The 15,997-nt window shown below is 71.6% G+C and carries 16 protein-coding genes; 14 read left to right on the forward strand and 2 right to left on the reverse strand.

All coding sequences use genetic code 11. From position 1 onward, the window contains the following. The first annotated feature begins 75 nt into the window (after positions 1-75). From ACWC94_RS23690 to ACWC94_RS23730, 9 genes are all read left to right on the forward strand, one after another. Positions 76-2,133: a tetratricopeptide repeat protein gene (locus ACWC94_RS23690; protein ID WP_450798887.1), complete on the forward strand. Its 2,058-nt coding sequence runs from the start codon at positions 76-78 to the stop codon at positions 2,131-2,133. Positions 2,134-2,280: 147 nt separating this feature from the next. Further along, positions 2,281-3,396 (forward strand): alanine dehydrogenase, encoded by a 1,116-nt coding sequence (gene ald, locus ACWC94_RS23695; protein WP_450799013.1) that lies wholly within the window; start codon positions 2,281-2,283, stop codon positions 3,394-3,396. A gap of 426 nt (positions 3,397-3,822) precedes the next feature. Beyond that, positions 3,823-4,956: a ParA family protein gene (locus ACWC94_RS23700; protein WP_351242396.1), complete on the forward strand. Its 1,134-nt coding sequence runs from the start codon at positions 3,823-3,825 to the stop codon at positions 4,954-4,956. Then, entirely contained in the window at positions 4,941-5,489 is a 549-nt protein-coding gene (locus tag ACWC94_RS23705) for a hypothetical protein (RefSeq protein WP_450798888.1), read from the forward strand. Before ACWC94_RS23700 ends, ACWC94_RS23705 begins: the two co-directional genes overlap by 16 nt. 18 nt (positions 5,490-5,507) lie before the next feature. After that, positions 5,508-6,605 carry a segregation and condensation protein A gene (locus ACWC94_RS23710; RefSeq protein WP_450798889.1) on the forward strand — a complete coding sequence of 366 codons (1,098 nt, stop codon included), beginning with the start codon at positions 5,508-5,510 and terminating at the stop codon, positions 6,603-6,605. Then, a complete protein-coding gene (gene scpB / locus ACWC94_RS23715; RefSeq protein WP_450798890.1) occupies positions 6,602-7,252 on the forward strand; it encodes an SMC-Scp complex subunit ScpB in 651 nt (216 codons plus the stop codon). The genes ACWC94_RS23710 and scpB overlap by 4 nt, the downstream gene beginning before the upstream one ends. A 12-nt stretch (positions 7,253-7,264) precedes the next feature. Continuing rightward, positions 7,265-8,329, forward strand: a complete 1,065-nt coding sequence (locus tag ACWC94_RS23720; RefSeq protein ID WP_450798891.1) for a pseudouridine synthase — start codon at positions 7,265-7,267, stop codon at positions 8,327-8,329. A 66-nt stretch (positions 8,330-8,395) separates the two neighbouring features. Next, positions 8,396-9,403 carry an ADP-ribosylglycohydrolase family protein gene (locus ACWC94_RS23725; protein ID WP_450798892.1) on the forward strand — a complete coding sequence of 336 codons (1,008 nt, stop codon included), beginning with the start codon at positions 8,396-8,398 and terminating at the stop codon, positions 9,401-9,403. Between the two features lie 4 nt (positions 9,404-9,407). Further along, the gene (locus ACWC94_RS23730; protein WP_450798894.1) at positions 9,408-10,157 is read left to right on the forward strand and encodes a nucleotidyltransferase domain-containing protein; all 750 of its coding nucleotides are present in this window, start codon (positions 9,408-9,410) and stop codon (positions 10,155-10,157) included. On the opposite strand, the gene ACWC94_RS23735 is transcribed toward ACWC94_RS23730, so the two are convergent. Next, positions 10,083-10,826: a nucleotidyltransferase domain-containing protein gene (locus tag ACWC94_RS23735; RefSeq protein WP_450798895.1), complete on the reverse strand. Its 744-nt coding sequence runs from the start codon at positions 10,824-10,826 to the stop codon at positions 10,083-10,085. The two genes, ACWC94_RS23730 and ACWC94_RS23735, sit on opposite strands and share 75 nt — an antisense overlap. Before the next feature lie 22 nt (positions 10,827-10,848). Next, positions 10,849-11,331, reverse strand: a complete 483-nt coding sequence (locus ACWC94_RS23740) for a Rieske (2Fe-2S) protein (protein ID WP_450798896.1) — start codon at positions 11,329-11,331, stop codon at positions 10,849-10,851. A gap of 158 nt (positions 11,332-11,489) precedes the next feature. On the opposite strand from ACWC94_RS23740, the gene aroH reads away from it, so the two are divergent. The 5 genes from aroH (at position 11,490) to der (ending at position 15,955) form a co-directional block, all read left to right on the forward strand. Then, on the forward strand, positions 11,490-11,852 hold the full coding sequence (aroH, locus tag ACWC94_RS23745; protein WP_450798897.1) for a chorismate mutase: 363 nt from the start codon (positions 11,490-11,492) through the stop codon (positions 11,850-11,852). After that, complete coding sequence (locus ACWC94_RS23750; RefSeq protein WP_450798898.1) at positions 11,849-12,934, forward strand: prephenate dehydrogenase; 1,086 nt, start codon at positions 11,849-11,851, stop codon at positions 12,932-12,934. The genes aroH and ACWC94_RS23750 overlap by 4 nt, the downstream gene beginning before the upstream one ends. Positions 12,935-13,049: 115 nt before the next feature. Then, positions 13,050-13,745: a (d)CMP kinase gene (cmk, locus tag ACWC94_RS23755; protein ID WP_450798899.1), complete on the forward strand. Its 696-nt coding sequence runs from the start codon at positions 13,050-13,052 to the stop codon at positions 13,743-13,745. A gap of 62 nt (positions 13,746-13,807) precedes the next feature. Continuing rightward, entirely contained in the window at positions 13,808-14,395 is a 588-nt protein-coding gene (locus ACWC94_RS23760; protein ID WP_450799014.1) for a lysophospholipid acyltransferase family protein, read from the forward strand. 78 nt (positions 14,396-14,473) lie between these two features. After that, positions 14,474-15,955 (forward strand): ribosome biogenesis GTPase Der, encoded by a 1,482-nt coding sequence (der, locus tag ACWC94_RS23765; protein ID WP_450798900.1) that lies wholly within the window; start codon positions 14,474-14,476, stop codon positions 15,953-15,955. The last annotated feature ends 42 nt before the right edge of the window (positions 15,956-15,997 follow it).

Raw genomic sequence — 15,997 nt, forward strand, 5'->3', positions numbered from 1 at the left:
GAACTAGGCTTTTGCAACGCCCGCACCGGGAAGATCCGGCGGGCTCGCGCGTGTGGTGGGACGGGAGTGTGGCCCGTGACGGATCAGGCGGTGGACACAGGTTTCGTGCGGCTGTCGGCGCACGCGGACGACCGTTTCCTGGGCCGCACAAGGGAGTTGAAGGAGCTGTGCGCCGACATCGAGCGCGCGGGCCTGGACACCCTCTCCGGCCGCAAGGCACCCCGCGCGCGCGTGCTCCTGATCGCGGGCCGCCCCGGCTCCGGCCGCACCGCCCTCGCCGAGGAACTCGTCAAGCGGGTGGCGGACCGTTACCCCGACGGGGTGCTGCGGGCCCGGCTCAGCGAGCCCGACGGCACCCCCGTCCCCCTCGCGCGCACCGCCCGTGAACTGCTCGCGGCGCTGGAACTGCCCGCCCCGGCCGGCGCCGCCGAGGACGACCTGACCGCGGCGCTGCGCACCGCCCTCGCCGACCGGCGCGCCCTGCTGCTGCTGGACGACGCGGCCGGCGCCGAGCAGGTCGACGCACTGCTCCCGGAAGCCCCGGACTGCCTGGTGGTGGCCGTCTCCTCGGGCCCGCTCACCGGCATCGCGGACGTCCGGCCCTGCACCCTGGGCGGCCTGGACACCAAATCCGCGGTGGAACTGCTCACCCGCTACACCGGCGCGGTCCGCATCACGGTCGACCCGCGCTCCGCCGAGAGCCTGGTCGAGGCCTGCCAGGGCCACCCGGCCGCGCTCGTCCTGGCCGGCGGCTGGCTCGCCGCCCGACCCAAGTCCGCCGTCTCCGACCTGGCCAAGCGGCTGCACACCGCCGACGACGGCACGGACGGCACCCCGCTGGCGCGCGTGTTCCGGCACGTCCGCGGCGAGCTGTCCGGCCCGGCCGCCCGGATGCTGCCGCTGCTCTCCCTCGCCCCGGCCGGCCTGATCGACCCGCACACCGCCTCGGCCCTCGCCGGCTGCTCGCTCGGCGCGGCCCGCGCCGTCCTGGACGACTTCGTCGCCCTCGGCCTGCTGCGCGCCGTGGACTCCCCGCTGCCCCTCTACGACGTCCCCGGCTGTCTGCACCCCTTGCTGCGCGCCCTCGCCGAGAGCCATGAGCGGCCCGCGGAGCTGCAGCTGGCCCGGGCCCGGATGCTGGAGCGGACCGTGCGGCTGCTGCAGTCCTGCCGGGCGATCACCGAGACGGACAGCCCGCAGGCCCGGGAGAAGCTGAACGCGATGCCCCGCGAGGTGCGCTTCCCCCATCCCCGCGCGGCAGCCGACTGGCTGCGTGTCCGGCGGCCCGCGCTGCTGGCGTCCGCGCGTCTCGCGGTGGCCGACGGCGAGCTGGACACCCTGGCCCGGCGGCTGATGTCCCAGCTGGTCAGGGCCATGGTCGCGCATGTCGGCACCCAGGCCGCGGCCGCCGACCTGTACGACGTGCACAGCCTCGTCCTCGATGTCGCCGAGCGGCGCGGACTGGTCCGGGAGAAGGCCGCGGCGCTGCTGAACCTCGGCGATGTGGACGCGCAGACCGGCCGGACCCGGGCCGCGCTGGCACGGTACCGGCTGGCCCTGGACGCCGGACGCAGGGCGAACGACCCCTACGCCACCGGTCGCGCAATGGAATCCGTAGGTGGCGCGTACCAGGAGCTGGGGGACTACGACCGGGCCGCCGACTGGTTCGGCCGGGCCCTGGCCGAGCGGCTGGCCCGCGGCGAGCGCGAGCAGGTCGCCCGGCTGTACGGCCGGATCGCCACCACGCACACCTACGCGGGCCGCTACGGAGAGGCCCTCAGGAACTGGCGGGCCGCCGTCGCCGGCCACCGCAGGAGCGGCGATGTCGCGGCCCACGCGCGGGCGTTGAGCGAACTGGCCCGGGTGCAGGAGTACGCGGGGCGGTTCGAGGAGTCGCTGCGCACCTGCCAGGAGGCGGTGGAGTGGGCGCGCCGCGCCGAGGACGTCCGGCTGCAGGCCGCGGTGCAGCTGCGGCTGGCCGACACCCTGGAGCACCTCGGTGACCCCACCGCCGCCCGTCTGCACCGTGCGGCGGCCGGGCGCATGCTGGACGAGGAGGCCCAGAACACCGAGGAAAGTCCGAATCAGGACGCTAACGCCTGCGAAATCCGCAGTACATCCAGCGAAGATTGATGCAATGAAAGGCTAGACAGGCGGAACGCCTTCATTAAACTGGCTCTGCCGCACGTTCTCCTGCGGTGTCTCCCGGTGTGCTCTGCATGCCTGGGTATGTCATGTAATGCACCCCCCATACCCTCTGAGCCAAGGACCGTGATCGACGTGAAGGTCGGCATCCCCCGCGAGGTCAAGAACAACGAGTTCCGGGTGGCCATCACCCCCGCCGGTGTGCACGAGCTGGTGCGCAACGGCCACCAGGTCGTCATCGAGCGGGGCGCCGGCCTCGGCTCCTCGATCACGGACGAGGAGTACGTCTCCGCCGGTGCCGGGATCCTCGACACCGCCGACGAGGTGTGGGCCACCGCCGACCTGCTGCTGAAGGTCAAGGAGCCCATCGCGGAGGAGTACCACCGCCTCCGCAAGGACCAGATCCTCTTCACCTACCTGCACCTGGCCGCCTCCAAGGAGTGCACGGACGCGCTCATCGAGTCCGGCACCACGGCCATCGCGTACGAGACCGTCGAGCTGCCGAGCCGCGCGCTGCCGCTGCTCGCCCCGATGTCCGAGGTCGCGGGCCGCCTCGCCCCGCAGGTCGGCGCCTACCACCTGATGCGCGCCGCCGGCGGCCGTGGCGTGCTGCCGGGCGGTGTCCCGGGCGTGACCCCGGCCAAGTGCGTGGTCATCGGCGGCGGTGTCTCCGGCTGGAACGCCACCCAGGTCGCCGTCGGCATGGGCTTCGACGTGACCCTGCTCGACCGCGACATCAACAAGCTGCGCGAGGCCGACAAGATCTTCGGTACGAAGGTCAAGGCGATCATGTCCAACTCCTTCGAGCTGGAGAAGGCCGTCCTCGACGCCGACCTCGTCATCGGCGCGGTCCTCATCCCGGGCGCCAAGGCCCCGAAGCTGGTCACCAACGAGCTGGTGGCCCGCATGAAGCCCGGAAGTGTTCTTGTCGACATCGCGATCGACCAGGGCGGCTGCTTCGAGGACTCCCACCCGACGACGCACGCCGAGCCGACCTTCCAGGTGCACAACTCGGTCTTCTACTGCGTCGCCAACATGCCCGGCGCGGTGCCCAACACCTCCACCAACGCCCTCACCAACGCGACGCTTCCGTACATCGTCTCCCTCGCCAACAACGGCTGGGTCGAGGCGCTGCGCCGCGACGCCGCGCTCGCCAAGGGTCTCAACACCCATGACGGCAAGGTCGTTTACCGGGAGGTCGCGGAGGCGCACGGCCTGGAGCATGTGGCGCTGGAGTCCCTGCTCGGCTGACCCCCCGGCCGAGTCCTGTGACCTGATGAATCGCTAAGTCACCATCAGGTAAAAGGCGATTCGTCAACACACCTCGTCAACCCCGCGCACCCGGCCGGACCTTGCCCGACAAGGTCCGGCCGGATGTGTGTATGGTCACTTTGCGACTCTCGGTCAACTCGCCTCGAACGTAACCCTTCGACCGATTCGCACACCGGTGAAACCTGCTGTGCGACGGCCGTACGCCCTTGACAGCGGGATGTTTCATTGCCGACACATCCTGCCGGGTCCGGCGGATTGTGTTGCTGCGGACCGCCGACACGCCATAGAGTCGCCAACCGTCGGCATGGTGCCACGCTGACCTTGTCTAGAAGTTTCCTGGTCACCAAGGAGGTAAGACGACTTGTGAATGAGTCGACATTTTCTCCCGGGGGTGGTCAACCAGGAATGCCGGTACGGGGCCAGGGCCCCACGGGATTCGAGGCTGTCGGCTCCGTAGCTGTGCGCACCTTCGCAGCCCACCAGAGTCCGGGACCGCAGACCGCCCGGACAGCACACCAGAGCATGGATGGCCATCACGTGAACGCCATGGCCGGCGACGGAAGTGGCGCGCCCCACAACCACTTCGCCGACTACGACGAACTGCCCGAGGGGCACTTCTACGACCCCGACGCCGAGTACGAGCCCGATCCGGAGTACGCGGCCACGCTCGCGCCCGACGCGGCCCGCCAGCGCCGTGAGCGCATCGGTCCGACCGGACGCCCGCTGCCGTACTTCCCGATCCCGGGCCCGCTGACCGACCACGGCCCCGCGACGATCATCGCGATGTGCAACCAGAAGGGCGGCGTCGGCAAGACGACGTCGACCATCAACCTGGGTGCCGCGCTCGCGGAGTACGGCCGGCGCGTGCTGCTCGTGGACTTCGACCCGCAGGGCGCGCTGTCGGTGGGACTCGGCGTCAACCCGATGGAACTCGACCTCACCGTTTACAACCTGCTCATGGAGCGGGGCATGTCCGCGGACGAGGTCCTGCTGAAGACAGCGGTCCCCAACATGGACCTGCTGCCCTCCAACATCGACCTGTCCGCCGCGGAGGTCCAGCTGGTCTCGGAGGTCGCGCGCGAGTCGACCCTCCAGCGGGCGCTCAAGCCGCTGATGTCCGACTACGACTACATCGTGATCGACTGTCAGCCCTCGCTCGGCCTGCTCACCGTGAACGCCCTGACGGCCGCTCACAAGGTGATCGTGCCGCTGGAGTGCGAGTTCTTCGCCCTGCGCGGTGTGGCCCTGCTGACCGAGACCATCGAGAAGGTCCAGGAGCGGCTCAACCCCGAGCTCGAACTGGACGGCATCCTCGCCACGATGTACGACTCGCGCACGGTCCACAGCCGCGAGGTCCTGGCCCGTGTGGTCGAGGCGTTCGACGACCACGTCTACCACACGGTCATCGGCCGCACGGTGCGCTTCCCGGAGACGACGGTCGCCGGTGAGCCGATCACCACGTACGCCTCCAACTCCGTCGGTGCCGCCGCCTACCGCCAGCTCGCCAGGGAGGTGCTCGCCCGGTGTCACGCCGAGTGAGTCTGCCCGGGGCCGACGAACTCTTCCGTACGACAGGGGGGACGGCACTTCAGCCGTCGTCTCCCCGGCGCACGGCAGGTGGTGAGGCCCGGGTGCCGGCTCCCGCGGGGGAGAGCGACGACATGGCCGCCGCCGAGGACGCGCCGCAGTCGGTGCCCGTCCAGGGCGGCGACGGAGAAGGAGCGGAACATGCCGCGGCGGAGGCGGAACCCGCCGACGCCGGCGAGTCGCGCACCCGGCCGGCCAGGCGGCAGGCGGCGCAGGAAGGTTCTGGCGCCGCTCAGCCGCGCAAGCGGGGGCGGGCGGCGGCGCGGCGGCCCAGCGGGCGCGAGCGGCACGACGAGAAGATCACGGTGTACGTGTCGGCCGAGGAGCTGATGGACCTGGAGCACGCCCGGCTGGTGCTGCGGGGCGAACACGGTCTCGCGGTGGACCGCGGGCGCATCGTCCGCGAGGCGGTGGCCGTGGTCCTGGCAGACCTGGAGTCCCGCGGGGACGCGAGCATCCTGGTACGGCGGCTGCGGGGGCGGTAGGGGTAGCCTGCGGGGGCCATGACCTCGAACGACGTTCCCCTCCCCGGCGCCGGAGCCGGCCGCCGGCGTGCGCTGGGGCGGGGCCCGGGGGTCGCACCCGCACCGGAACCCGAACCACCCGCGCCCGAGGCGGAGCCCGCGTCCGCACCTGCTCCCGAGTCGGAGCCCGCGTCCGCACCTGCTCCCGAGGCGGAGCCCGCGTCCGCACCTGCTCCCGAGGCGGAGCCCGCGTCCGCACCTGCTCCCGAGGCCGTTCCGGCGTCGCGGCCGGAACGGGAAGCGGCACCCGAACCCGAAGAACCCCGCGACGGTGTCTTCAAGGTCCGGCTCGCCAACTTCGAGGGCCCCTTCGACCTGCTCCTCCAGCTGATCTCCAAGCACAAGCTGGACGTCACCGAGGTCGCCCTCTCCAAGGTCACCGACGAGTTCATGGCGCACATCCGGGCCATGGGGCCGGACTGGGACCTGGACCAGACGACCGAGTTCCTCGTCGTGGCCGCCACGCTGCTCGACCTGAAGGCGGCCCGGCTGCTGCCCACCGCCGAGGTCGAGGACGAGGCCGACCTCGCGCTGCTGGAGGCACGGGACCTGCTGTTCGCGCGGCTGCTGCAGTACCGCGCGTACAAGCAGATCGCCGACATCTTCAACCGGCGCCTCGACGACGAGGCCCGCCGCCGGCCCCGTACCGTCGGCCTGGAACCGCACCACGCCGAACTGCTGCCCGAGGTCGTGATCAGCATCGGCCCCGAGGGGTTCGCCAGGCTCGCGGTCAAGGCGATGCAGCCCAGGCCCAAGCCCCAGGTCTACGTCGACCACATCCACGCCCCGCTGGTCAGCGTGCAGGAGCAGGCCGGGATCGTGGTGGCGCGGCTGAAGGAGCTGGGGGAGGCGAGCTTCCGGGCGCTGGTCGAGGACACCGACGACACCCTGACCGTCGTGGCCCGGTTCCTCGCCCTGCTGGAGCTGTACCGGGAGAAGGCCGTCGCCCTGGAACAGGAGGCCGCGCTCGGGGAGCTGCTCGTGCGCTGGACCGGCGGGGACGCCGACACGGCACCGATGGTCACCGACGAGTTCGACCGGCCGCCCGAGCCGCCCAAGGAGGAGAAGAAGCCGTGAGCGAGCAGACCACGGAGGTTCCGGCGGGGCTGGGGGCCGTGTCCGGTCTCGACCTCAAGCCCGCCCTGGAGGCGATGCTGATGGTCGTGGACGAGCCCGCGACCGAGGAGCACCTGGCGAGGCTGCTGGAGCGGCCCAGGCGGCAGGTCGCGGACGCGCTGCGGGAGCTGGCCGACGAGTACACCGTGCAGGGCCGCGGCTTCGAGTTGCGCTACGTCGCGGGCGGCTGGCGCTTCTACACGCGCGCGCGGTACGCGCCGGCCGTCGAGCGGCTCGTCCTGGACGGCCAGACCGCCCGGCTCACCCAGGCCGCGCTGGAGACCCTGGCGGTCGTCGCCTACCGCCAGCCGGTCAGCCGCAGCCGCGTCTCCGCCGTACGAGGAGTCAACTGCGACGGTGTGATGCGCACCCTGCTGCAGCGCGGTCTGGTCGAGGAGGCGGGCACGGAACCCGAAACAGGTGCGATCCTGTACAGGACGACGAACTACTTCCTGGAGCGGATGGGCCTGCGTGGCCTGGACGAGCTTCCGGAGCTCGCGCCCTTCCTCCCGGAGGCGGAGGCGATCGAGGCCGAGACCCAGGAGGGGGTTCCGTCGTTCGACCCGGACGCGCCGGACGCGCCCGGCGTAGAGGACGCAGACGACTAAGACGGAACTTTGATGCGAAGCAGCGGCAGCGGCAAGAGTGGCGGACGCGGTAACTACCGCGGCGCCGGCAACAACCGGGACGAGCGGCAGGGGCAGGGCCGTCCCCGCAGGCCCCGCCCCGAGGAGCGCCGCTACGACGTGGGCCCCGGCGCCTCCCAGGACGGCCCCAAGTCCGGGCGTGGCGGCAGCGCCCGCGGCGGCGCCAAGGGTGGTCCGAAGAAGCCCCAGCAGGGGGGCGGACGTACGGCCCCCGCGCGCTCGCGGGAGTACGAGACGCGCGCCGAGGAGCGCAACCGGGAGCGGTACGCGGGCAAGAAGGACGTCAAGCTGCCCAAGACCTTCCCGGGCGCCGAGCAGGAGGGCGAGCGGCTGCAGAAGGTCCTCGCGCGTGCCGGCTACGGCTCCCGGCGGGCCTGCGAGGAGCTGATCGAGCAGGCGCGGGTCGAGGTCAACGGCGAGATCGTGCTGGAGCAGGGCCGCCGGGTCGACCCGGAGAAGGACGAGGTCAAGGTCGACGGCCTGACGGTCGCCACGCAGTCGTACCAGTTCTTCTCGCTGAACAAGCCCGCCGGTGTCGTCTCCACCATGGAGGACCCGGAGGGCCGCCAGTGCCTCGGTGACTACGTCACCAACCGCGAGACCCGCCTCTTCCACGTGGGCCGCCTCGACACCGAGACCGAGGGCGTCATCCTGCTCACCAACCACGGCGAGCTGGCGCACCGCCTCACGCACCCCAAGTACGGCGTGAAGAAGACCTACCTCGCGGCCATCGTGGGCCCGATCCCGCGCGACCTCGGCAAGCGCCTGAAGGACGGCATCCAGCTGGAGGACGGCTACGCGCGCGCGGACCACTTCCGGGTCGTGGAGCAGACCGGCAAGAACTACCTGGTCGAGGTGACCCTGCACGAGGGCCGTAAGCACATCGTGCGGCGCATGCTGGCGGAGGCCGGCTTCCCGGTCGAGAAGCTGGTGCGCACCTCCTTCGGCCCGATCACCCTCGGCGACCAGAAGTCGGGCTGGCTGCGCCGCCTGTCGAACACCGAGGTCGGCATGCTGATGAAGGAAGTCGACCTCTAGAACGCCTTGCAGTGATCACCATCCCCCTTTATTGTCAGGGTGACGATAAAGGGGGATGGTGATCCTATGTCCAAACGTGCGGCCACCGGGGCACTCGTGGGCCTCGCCCTCGGGGACGCCCTCGGCTACCCGACCGAGTTCAGCGACGTACCGTCGATCCTCGCCAAGTACGGACCCTGGCGGGAGATGGAGCTGCCACGACGCGCGCTCGTCTCCGACGACACGCAGATGACCCTCGCCCTCGGGCGTGGCCTGCGGACCGCCGTGGAGCGCGGCTTCCTCGCCCCGAAGCGGCTGGAGCGGCCGCTGCGCGAGGAGTTCGTGGACTGGTACGACTCACCCGACAACAACCGGGCGCCGGGCAACACCTGCCTGACCGCGTGCGCCCTGCTGAAGGAGAAGGGGCGGGTCTGGCAGGACGCCAGTCAGGTCGGCTCGAAGGGCTGCGGCGCCAACATGAGGGTCGCCCCGATCGGACTCGCCCCCGGTCTGAGCGACGAACAGCGTTCCGGCGCCGCCCAGTTGCAGTCCGCCCTCACCCACGGCCACCCCACCGCGCTCGCCGCCTCCGACCTCACCGCCCACGCCGTCCACCTGCTCGCACAGGGCGTCGACCCGACCGGACTGGTCGGCCGGCTGCGCTCCTACGCGCTCGACCACCGCACCCGGTACGACCACACGTGGCTGGGCGACCTGTGGACCAGGTCCCAGGACCCCAGCCCCGAGCATTTCGTCGCGCGCGGCTGGGACGAGTGCCTGGCGGTCCTGGACCGCCTCCAGGAGGCCGTGCGGACCGTCTCGCCGGAGACCGACCCGTGCCTGGCCACGGGCGCGGGCTGGATCGCCGAGGAGGCCTTCGCCACCGGACTGCTGTGCTTCCTGCTCTTCCCCGACGAACCCGTCACCGCCCTGCGCCGGGCCGCCTGCTCGTGTGGCGACTCCGACTCCATCGCCTGCCTCACCGGCGCGTTCGCGGGCGCCTGGCTGGGCGCGGACGCCTGGCCGGCCGACTGGGCGGAGCGGATCGAGTACCGGGGCGATCTGTTGGCGCTGGGTGCACTCTGGGACGCTTAGGGTCATGATCGACGACCTCGACATCGACCTGAAGCCCGTGGTCGCGGAACAGCCCGACCCCCTGCTGTTCGCGACCGTCTCCGGAGCGCATCTGTACGGCTTCCCCTCGCGGGACTCCGACGTGGACCTGCGGGGCGTCCATCTGCTCCCCCCGGCCGATCTCGTCGGTCTGCGCGAGCCGGAGGAGACCCGCTCGCGGACCTGGGTGCGCTACGGCGTCGAGCTGGACCTCGTCACCCACGACCTGCGCAAGTTCGTCCGGCTGATGCTGCGCCGCAACGGCTATGTGCTGGAGCAGCTGCTGTCGCCGCTCGTCGTGCACACCGGTGACACCCACCGGGAGCTGGCCGCGCTCGCCCCCGGCGTCCTCACCAGTCATCACGCCCACCACTACCGCGGTTTCGCGGTGACCCAGTGGCGGCTGTTCGAGAAGACCGGCGAACTCAAGCCGCTGCTGTACACCTTCCGGGTGCTGCTCACCGGCATCCACCTCATGCGCAGCGGCGAGGTCCGGGCGCATCTGCCCACGCTCCTGGAGCTGGTCGACGCACCCGGCTATGTGCCCGACCTGATAGCCGCCAAGGGCGAACGGGAGCACGGGGCGGCCGGCGTCGAGCCCGCACGCGTGGAGGCCGACGTGGAGCGGCTGCACGCCGTGCTCGACGAGGCCCAGGCCGCCTCAGCCCTGCCGGACGCTCCCGCCGCCTACGACGCCCTGCACGACTTCGTGATACGCGTCCGTCTTCAGGGCTGAGTCCCGGCGCACCCGGTAGAGGAAGCCGGCCACGCGCGCGTGGTCCGGTTCGGGTGGCAGGGGGGTGCGGACCAGAGCCCGTTCCGCCTCCGCCCCCAGCCGGGCCATCCACGCCTCGACCCCGGCCCAGGGCATCTCGCCCCGCTTCACCGCGAGCAGCGGCTCGCGCTGGTCACCGACGTCGATCCGCAGCTCGCCGGTGCGCAGCAGGTCGCGGGCGGACATCAGCAGGCGCAGCAGGTGCATGGCGTGCTTCCAGCGCGGGGCGCCCGTCGTACGGATGCCGGCGTCGAGCTTCCTGCGCTGGCCGAGGGCATAGCGGGTGAAGGTGTCGTAGGCCCGGCGGGAGAGGAAGGCGTCGCGCAGGGACAGCAGCTCCCGGCCGGTGTCGTCCACCCGCTCCACCAGCGGGGAGTGCAGGCACTCCAGGATGTTCGGGTTGCCCCGCAGCGCCAGTTCGCAGAACCGCTCCAGCTCCCAGGAGAACTGCTCGTCCCCCGGGCCCTCGACATGCGTGGGCGGCTTGTCGAACCGCCAGAACAGGGGGGTGGGGGCGAGGAACACACCCCGGCGGTCGGTGTCGCTCGTGTCCGTCGCCAGCCCGAAGGCCCGGGACCCCATGACGCAGGCGTAGACGGTGTGGTCGTTCACCAGGGTCTCGGGCTGCATGCCGGGAGCGTACGCGGATCCCTCACGTCAGGTGGATCGAATTCCCCTCCACCTTGATCGTCTTCGTCGGGAGCGGCCTGGTCGCGGGACCGTGGGCCACCGCGCCGTCCGCGATGTGGAACCTGCTGCCGTGACACGGGCAGTCGATCGTGCCGTCCGCGACCTTGCTCACCGTGCAGCCCATGTGCGTGCAGATCGCCGAGAAGGCCTTGAACTCGTCCTTCTTCGGCTGGGTCACGACGATCTTCTGCTCCGCGAAGACCTTGCCGCCGCCCTCCGGGATGTCGCCCGTGCTCGCCAGCTCCTTCGCGTGGGAGGAGTCGGAGACCGGGGAACGGGGGACCGAGGAGGAGGGCGCCGGGGAAGCGGGGGCCGGGGGAGACGACATGGGAGACGCGGACGCCGGCGAACTCTTCTCCTTGCCGCCGCCGCATCCCACGCATCCCGCGGCGAGCGCCGCCGCGCCCGTCGCCAAAGCCGTGCGCCGCGTCGCGGGCTGGTTCATGTCACCACTCCGTACAGACGTCGAAAAGGGGGATCGAACCGGTGCATACCGGAATATCCGCATCGTCTCAGTGATCGGGCGCGGTGCGCCGTGTCCGCGCGGGCTGACTACGCTGGACGGACCAAGAACAGATCCGCACGTCAGCAGGGAGCGACGCCGTGGCGGTACGAGCGGTCCGGGGGGCCGTCCAACTGGAGCGGGACGAGGCCGGGCACATGGCCGAGCAGGTCGGAGCCCTGCTCACCGCGGTCCTCGAGCGGAACGGGCTGACCGCCGACGACCTGATCAGCATCTGGTTCACGGCCACCCCCGACCTGCACAGCGACTTCCCGGCCGCCGCGGCCCGGGGGCTCGGCATCGTCGACGTGCCCCTCATCTGCGCCCAGGAACTGGACATCGAGGGCGGTATGCCCCGGGTCGTGCGGATCCTCGCGCACATCGAGTCGGACAAGCCCCGAGCCGACATCCAGCACGTCTACCTCGGCGCCGCGGCCGCCCTGCGCAAGGACATCGCCCAGTGAGAACCGCACTCGTCATCGGGACCGGCCTCATCGGCACCTCCGCCGCCCTGGCCCTCGTCCAGCGCGGCGTCGTCGTCCACCTCGCCGACCACGACCCCGAGCAGGCCAGAACGGCCGCCGCGCTGGGCGCCGGCACCGACGAGGCCCCCGAGGGCCCGGTCGACCTGGCGGTCGTGGCCGCCCCGCCCGCGCACGTGGCCGGCGTCCTCGCCGACGCCATGCGCCGGGGCGTGGCCCGCGGCTACCTGGACGTGGCCAGCGTCAAGGGCGGCCCGCGCCGTGAACTGGAGGCACTCGGCCTCGACCTCACGGCGTACATCGGCACGCACCCCATGTCCGGCCGGGAGAAGTCCGGTCCGCTGGCCGCGACCGGCGACCTCTTCGAGGGCCGGCCCTGGGTGCTCACCCCGACCCGCGACACCGACACCGAGGTGCTGAACCTCGCCCTGGAGCTGGTCTCGCACTGCCGGGCCGTCCCCGTCGTCATGGACGCCGACGCCCACGACCGCGCCGTCGCCCTGGTCTCGCACATGCCCCACCTGGTGTCCAGCATGGTCGCCGCGCGCCTGGAGCACGCCGAGGAGGCCGCCGTACGGCTGTGCGGGCAGGGCATCCGGGACGTGACCCGGATCGCCGCCTCCGACCCGCGCATGTGGATCGACATCCTGTCCGCGAACCCGGGCCCGGTCGCCGACCTGCTCTCCGACGTCGCCGTCGACCTGGCCGAGACCGTCGAGGCCCTGCGGGCCCTGCAGTCCTCCGACGAGGCCAAGCGGCGCGCGGGCGGCGCCGGTATCGAGGACGTGCTGCGCCGCGGGAACGCGGGCCAGGTGCGGGTACCCGGCAAGCACGGCAGCGCGCCGCGGGTGTACGAGAGCGTCGTCGTGCTCATCGACGACCAGCCCGGCCAGCTGGCCCGCATCTTCGCGGACGCGGGGCGGGCCGGCGTCAACATCGAGGACGTACGCATCGAGCACGCGGCCGGGCAGCAGGCCGGTCTGGTCCAGCTCTGGGTCGAGCCCACGGCGGCGCCCGTCCTGAAGGAGGCCCTGCGGGAGCGCGGGTGGGCCCTGCGGCAGTAGCACCCGGCCGGGGACTCCCGGTGCGTCCGGACGAGTGAGCCGCACCCAGTAACCTTGTGCAGGGCGCTCTCGCTCCCCGCACCCCGCCAGCACCGCACCAGGAAGGTGTCCCTCCGTGGAAAACGGCGCCGCCCCGACCGCCAAGCCCGTGATCGTCGCGATCGACGGCCCCTCCGGCACGGGCAAGTCGAGCACGTCGAAGGCCGTCGCCGCGCAGCTCGGCCTGAGCTACCTGGACACCGGCGCCCAGTACCGGGCGATCACCTGGTGGATGGTGACCAACGGCATCGACCTGGAGGACCCGACCGCCATCGCGGCCGTCGCGGGCAAGCCGGAGATCGTCTCCGGCACCGACCCGGACAAGCCGACCATCACGGTCGACGGCGTCGACGTGGCCGGCCCGATCCGCACCCAGGAGGTCACCTCCAAGGTCAGCGCGGTCAGCGCGGTGCCCGAGGTGCGCTCCCGGATCACCGAGCTGCAGCGCTCGCTGGCCGCCGGCGCGGAGAACGGCATCGTCGTCGAGGGCCGTGACATCGGTACGACCGTGCTCCCCGACGCCGACCTGAAGGTCTTCCTCACCGCCTCCCCGGAGGCCCGCGCGGCCCGCCGCAGCGGCGAACTGAAGGGCGCCGACGTCCACGCCACCCGCGAGGCGCTGATCAAGCGGGACGCGGCCGACTCCAGCCGCAAGACCTCGCCGCTCGCCAAGGCCGACGACGCGGTCGAGGTGGACACCACCGAGCTCACCCTCGCCCAGGTCATCGAGTGCGTTGTCACCCTGGTCGAGGAGAAGCGGGCCGGGAAGTGAGCCGACCTCCGGTTCCCTCGCCGCGGGGCGCCGATGTCGGGCGGCGCATCGGCGTCGGCCTGATGTACGGGCTGTTCAAGCCGCGGGTGCTCGGTGGCTGGAAGGTACCGGCCACCGGCCCGGTGATCTTCGCCGTGAACCACTCCCACAACATCGACGGCCCGATGGTCATGGGCGTGGCGCCCCGGCCGACGCACTTCCTGATCAAGAAGGAAGCCTTCGTCGGCCCGCTGGACCCGTTCCTGACCGGCATCGGCCAGCTGAAGGTGGACCGCGCCACCGCCGACCGCACGGCGATCACCCAGGCGCTCGGCGTGCTGGAGAACGGCGGAGTGCTGGGCATCTTCCCGGAGGGCACCCGGGGCGAGGGCGACTTCGCCTCGCTGCGCGCCGGGCTCGCCTACTTCGCGGTACGCAGCGGGGCGCCGATCGTGCCCATCGCCGTACTGGGAAGCGCGGAGAAGCCCGGACGGTTGATAAAGGCACTGCCCCCGCTGCGCTCGCGCGTCGACGTCGTCTTCGGTGACCCGTTCGACGCGGGAGACGGCAGCGGGCGGCGTACGCGCGGGGCGCTGGACGAGGCGACCGAGCGCATCCAGAAGCAGCTCACCAGCCACCTGGAAAACGCCAGGCGCCTGACCGGGCGCTAGGCGACACTTGAGTAGTGGATCAGCCCATGCGGGGCTTTTCCACCGATCACCACGAATGAACGACGAGGTACGGACTTCATGAACGACGACATCCAGCCCGGCGACTCGGCTGAGCACGAGTACGACCACGGGGCTCTCGGCGACGCCGAGTACGCGGAGTTCATGGAGCTCGCCGCGGAAGAGGGCTTCGACATCGAGGACGTCGAGGGCGCCATCGAGGCGGCGGGCCACGGTCCGCTGCCGGTGCTCGCCGTCGTCGGCCGCCCCAATGTCGGCAAGTCGACCCTGGTGAACCGGATGATCGGGCGCCGCGAGGCGGTCGTCGAGGACCGGCCGGGCGTCACCCGCGACCGCGTCACCTACGAGGCCGAGTGGGCCGGCCGCCGCTTCAAGGTCGTCGACACCGGCGGCTGGGAGCAGGACGTCCTCGGTATCGACGCCTCCGTGGCCGCCCAGGCCGAGTACGCGATCGAGGCGGCCGACGCGGTCGTCTTCGTCGTGGACGCCAAGGTCGGCGCGACCGACACCGACGAGGCGGTCGTACGACTGCTGCGCAAGGCCGGCAAGCCGGTCGTGCTGTGCGCCAACAAGGTCGACGGCCCGAGCGGCGAGGCCGACGCGGCCTACCTGTGGAACCTGGGCCTCGGCGAGCCCCACCCGGTCTCGGCCCTGCACGGCCGCGGCACCGGCGACATGCTGGACGCCGTCCTGGAGGTCCTGCCCGACGCACCCGAGCAGTCCTTCGGCAGGGCCCTCGGAGGTCCCCGCCGCATCGCCCTGATCGGCCGCCCGAACGTCGGCAAGTCGTCCCTGCTGAACAAGGTGGCCGGCGAGGAGCGCGTCGTCGTCAACGAACTGGCGGGCACCACCCGCGACCCGGTCGACGAGCTGATCGAACTCGGCGGTGTCACCTGGAAGTTCGTCGACACCGCCGGTATCCGCAAGCGCGTCCACCTCCAGCAGGGTGCCGACTACTACGCCTCCCTGCGCACGGCCGCCGCCGTGGAGAAGGCGGAGGTCGCCGTCATCCTGATCGACGCCTCCGAGAACATCTCCGTGCAGGACCAGCGGATCGTCACCATGGCCGTCGAGGCGGGCCGCGCGATCGTCATCGCCTACAACAAGTGGGACACCCTCGACGAGGAGCGCCGCTACTACCTGGAGCGGGAGATCGAGACCGAGCTGGGCCAGGTCGCCTGGGCCCCGCGCGTGAACGTCTCGGCGCGCACCGGCCGCCACATGGAGAAGCTGGTCCCGGCCATCGAGACCGCGCTGGCCGGCTGGGAGACCCGCGTCCCCACCGGGCGCCTGAACGCCTTCCTCGGCGAGCTGGTCTCGGCCCACCCGCACCCGATCCGGGGCGGCAAGCAGCCGCGCATCCTTTTCGGCACCCAGGCCGGGACCAAGCCCCCGCGGTTCGTCCTCTTCGCCTCCGGCTTCATCGAGGCGGGCTACCGGCGCTTCATCGAGCGCCGCCTGCGCGAGGAGTTCGGCTTCGAGGGCACCCCGATCCACATCTCGGTGCGGGTGCGCGAGAAGCGCGGCGCGAAGAAGAAGTAACACCACGAAGCAACGCCGGTACGACGTGAAGGGCGGCACCCG

The sequence above is a fragment of the Streptomyces sp. NPDC001135 genome (assembly GCF_053598395.1).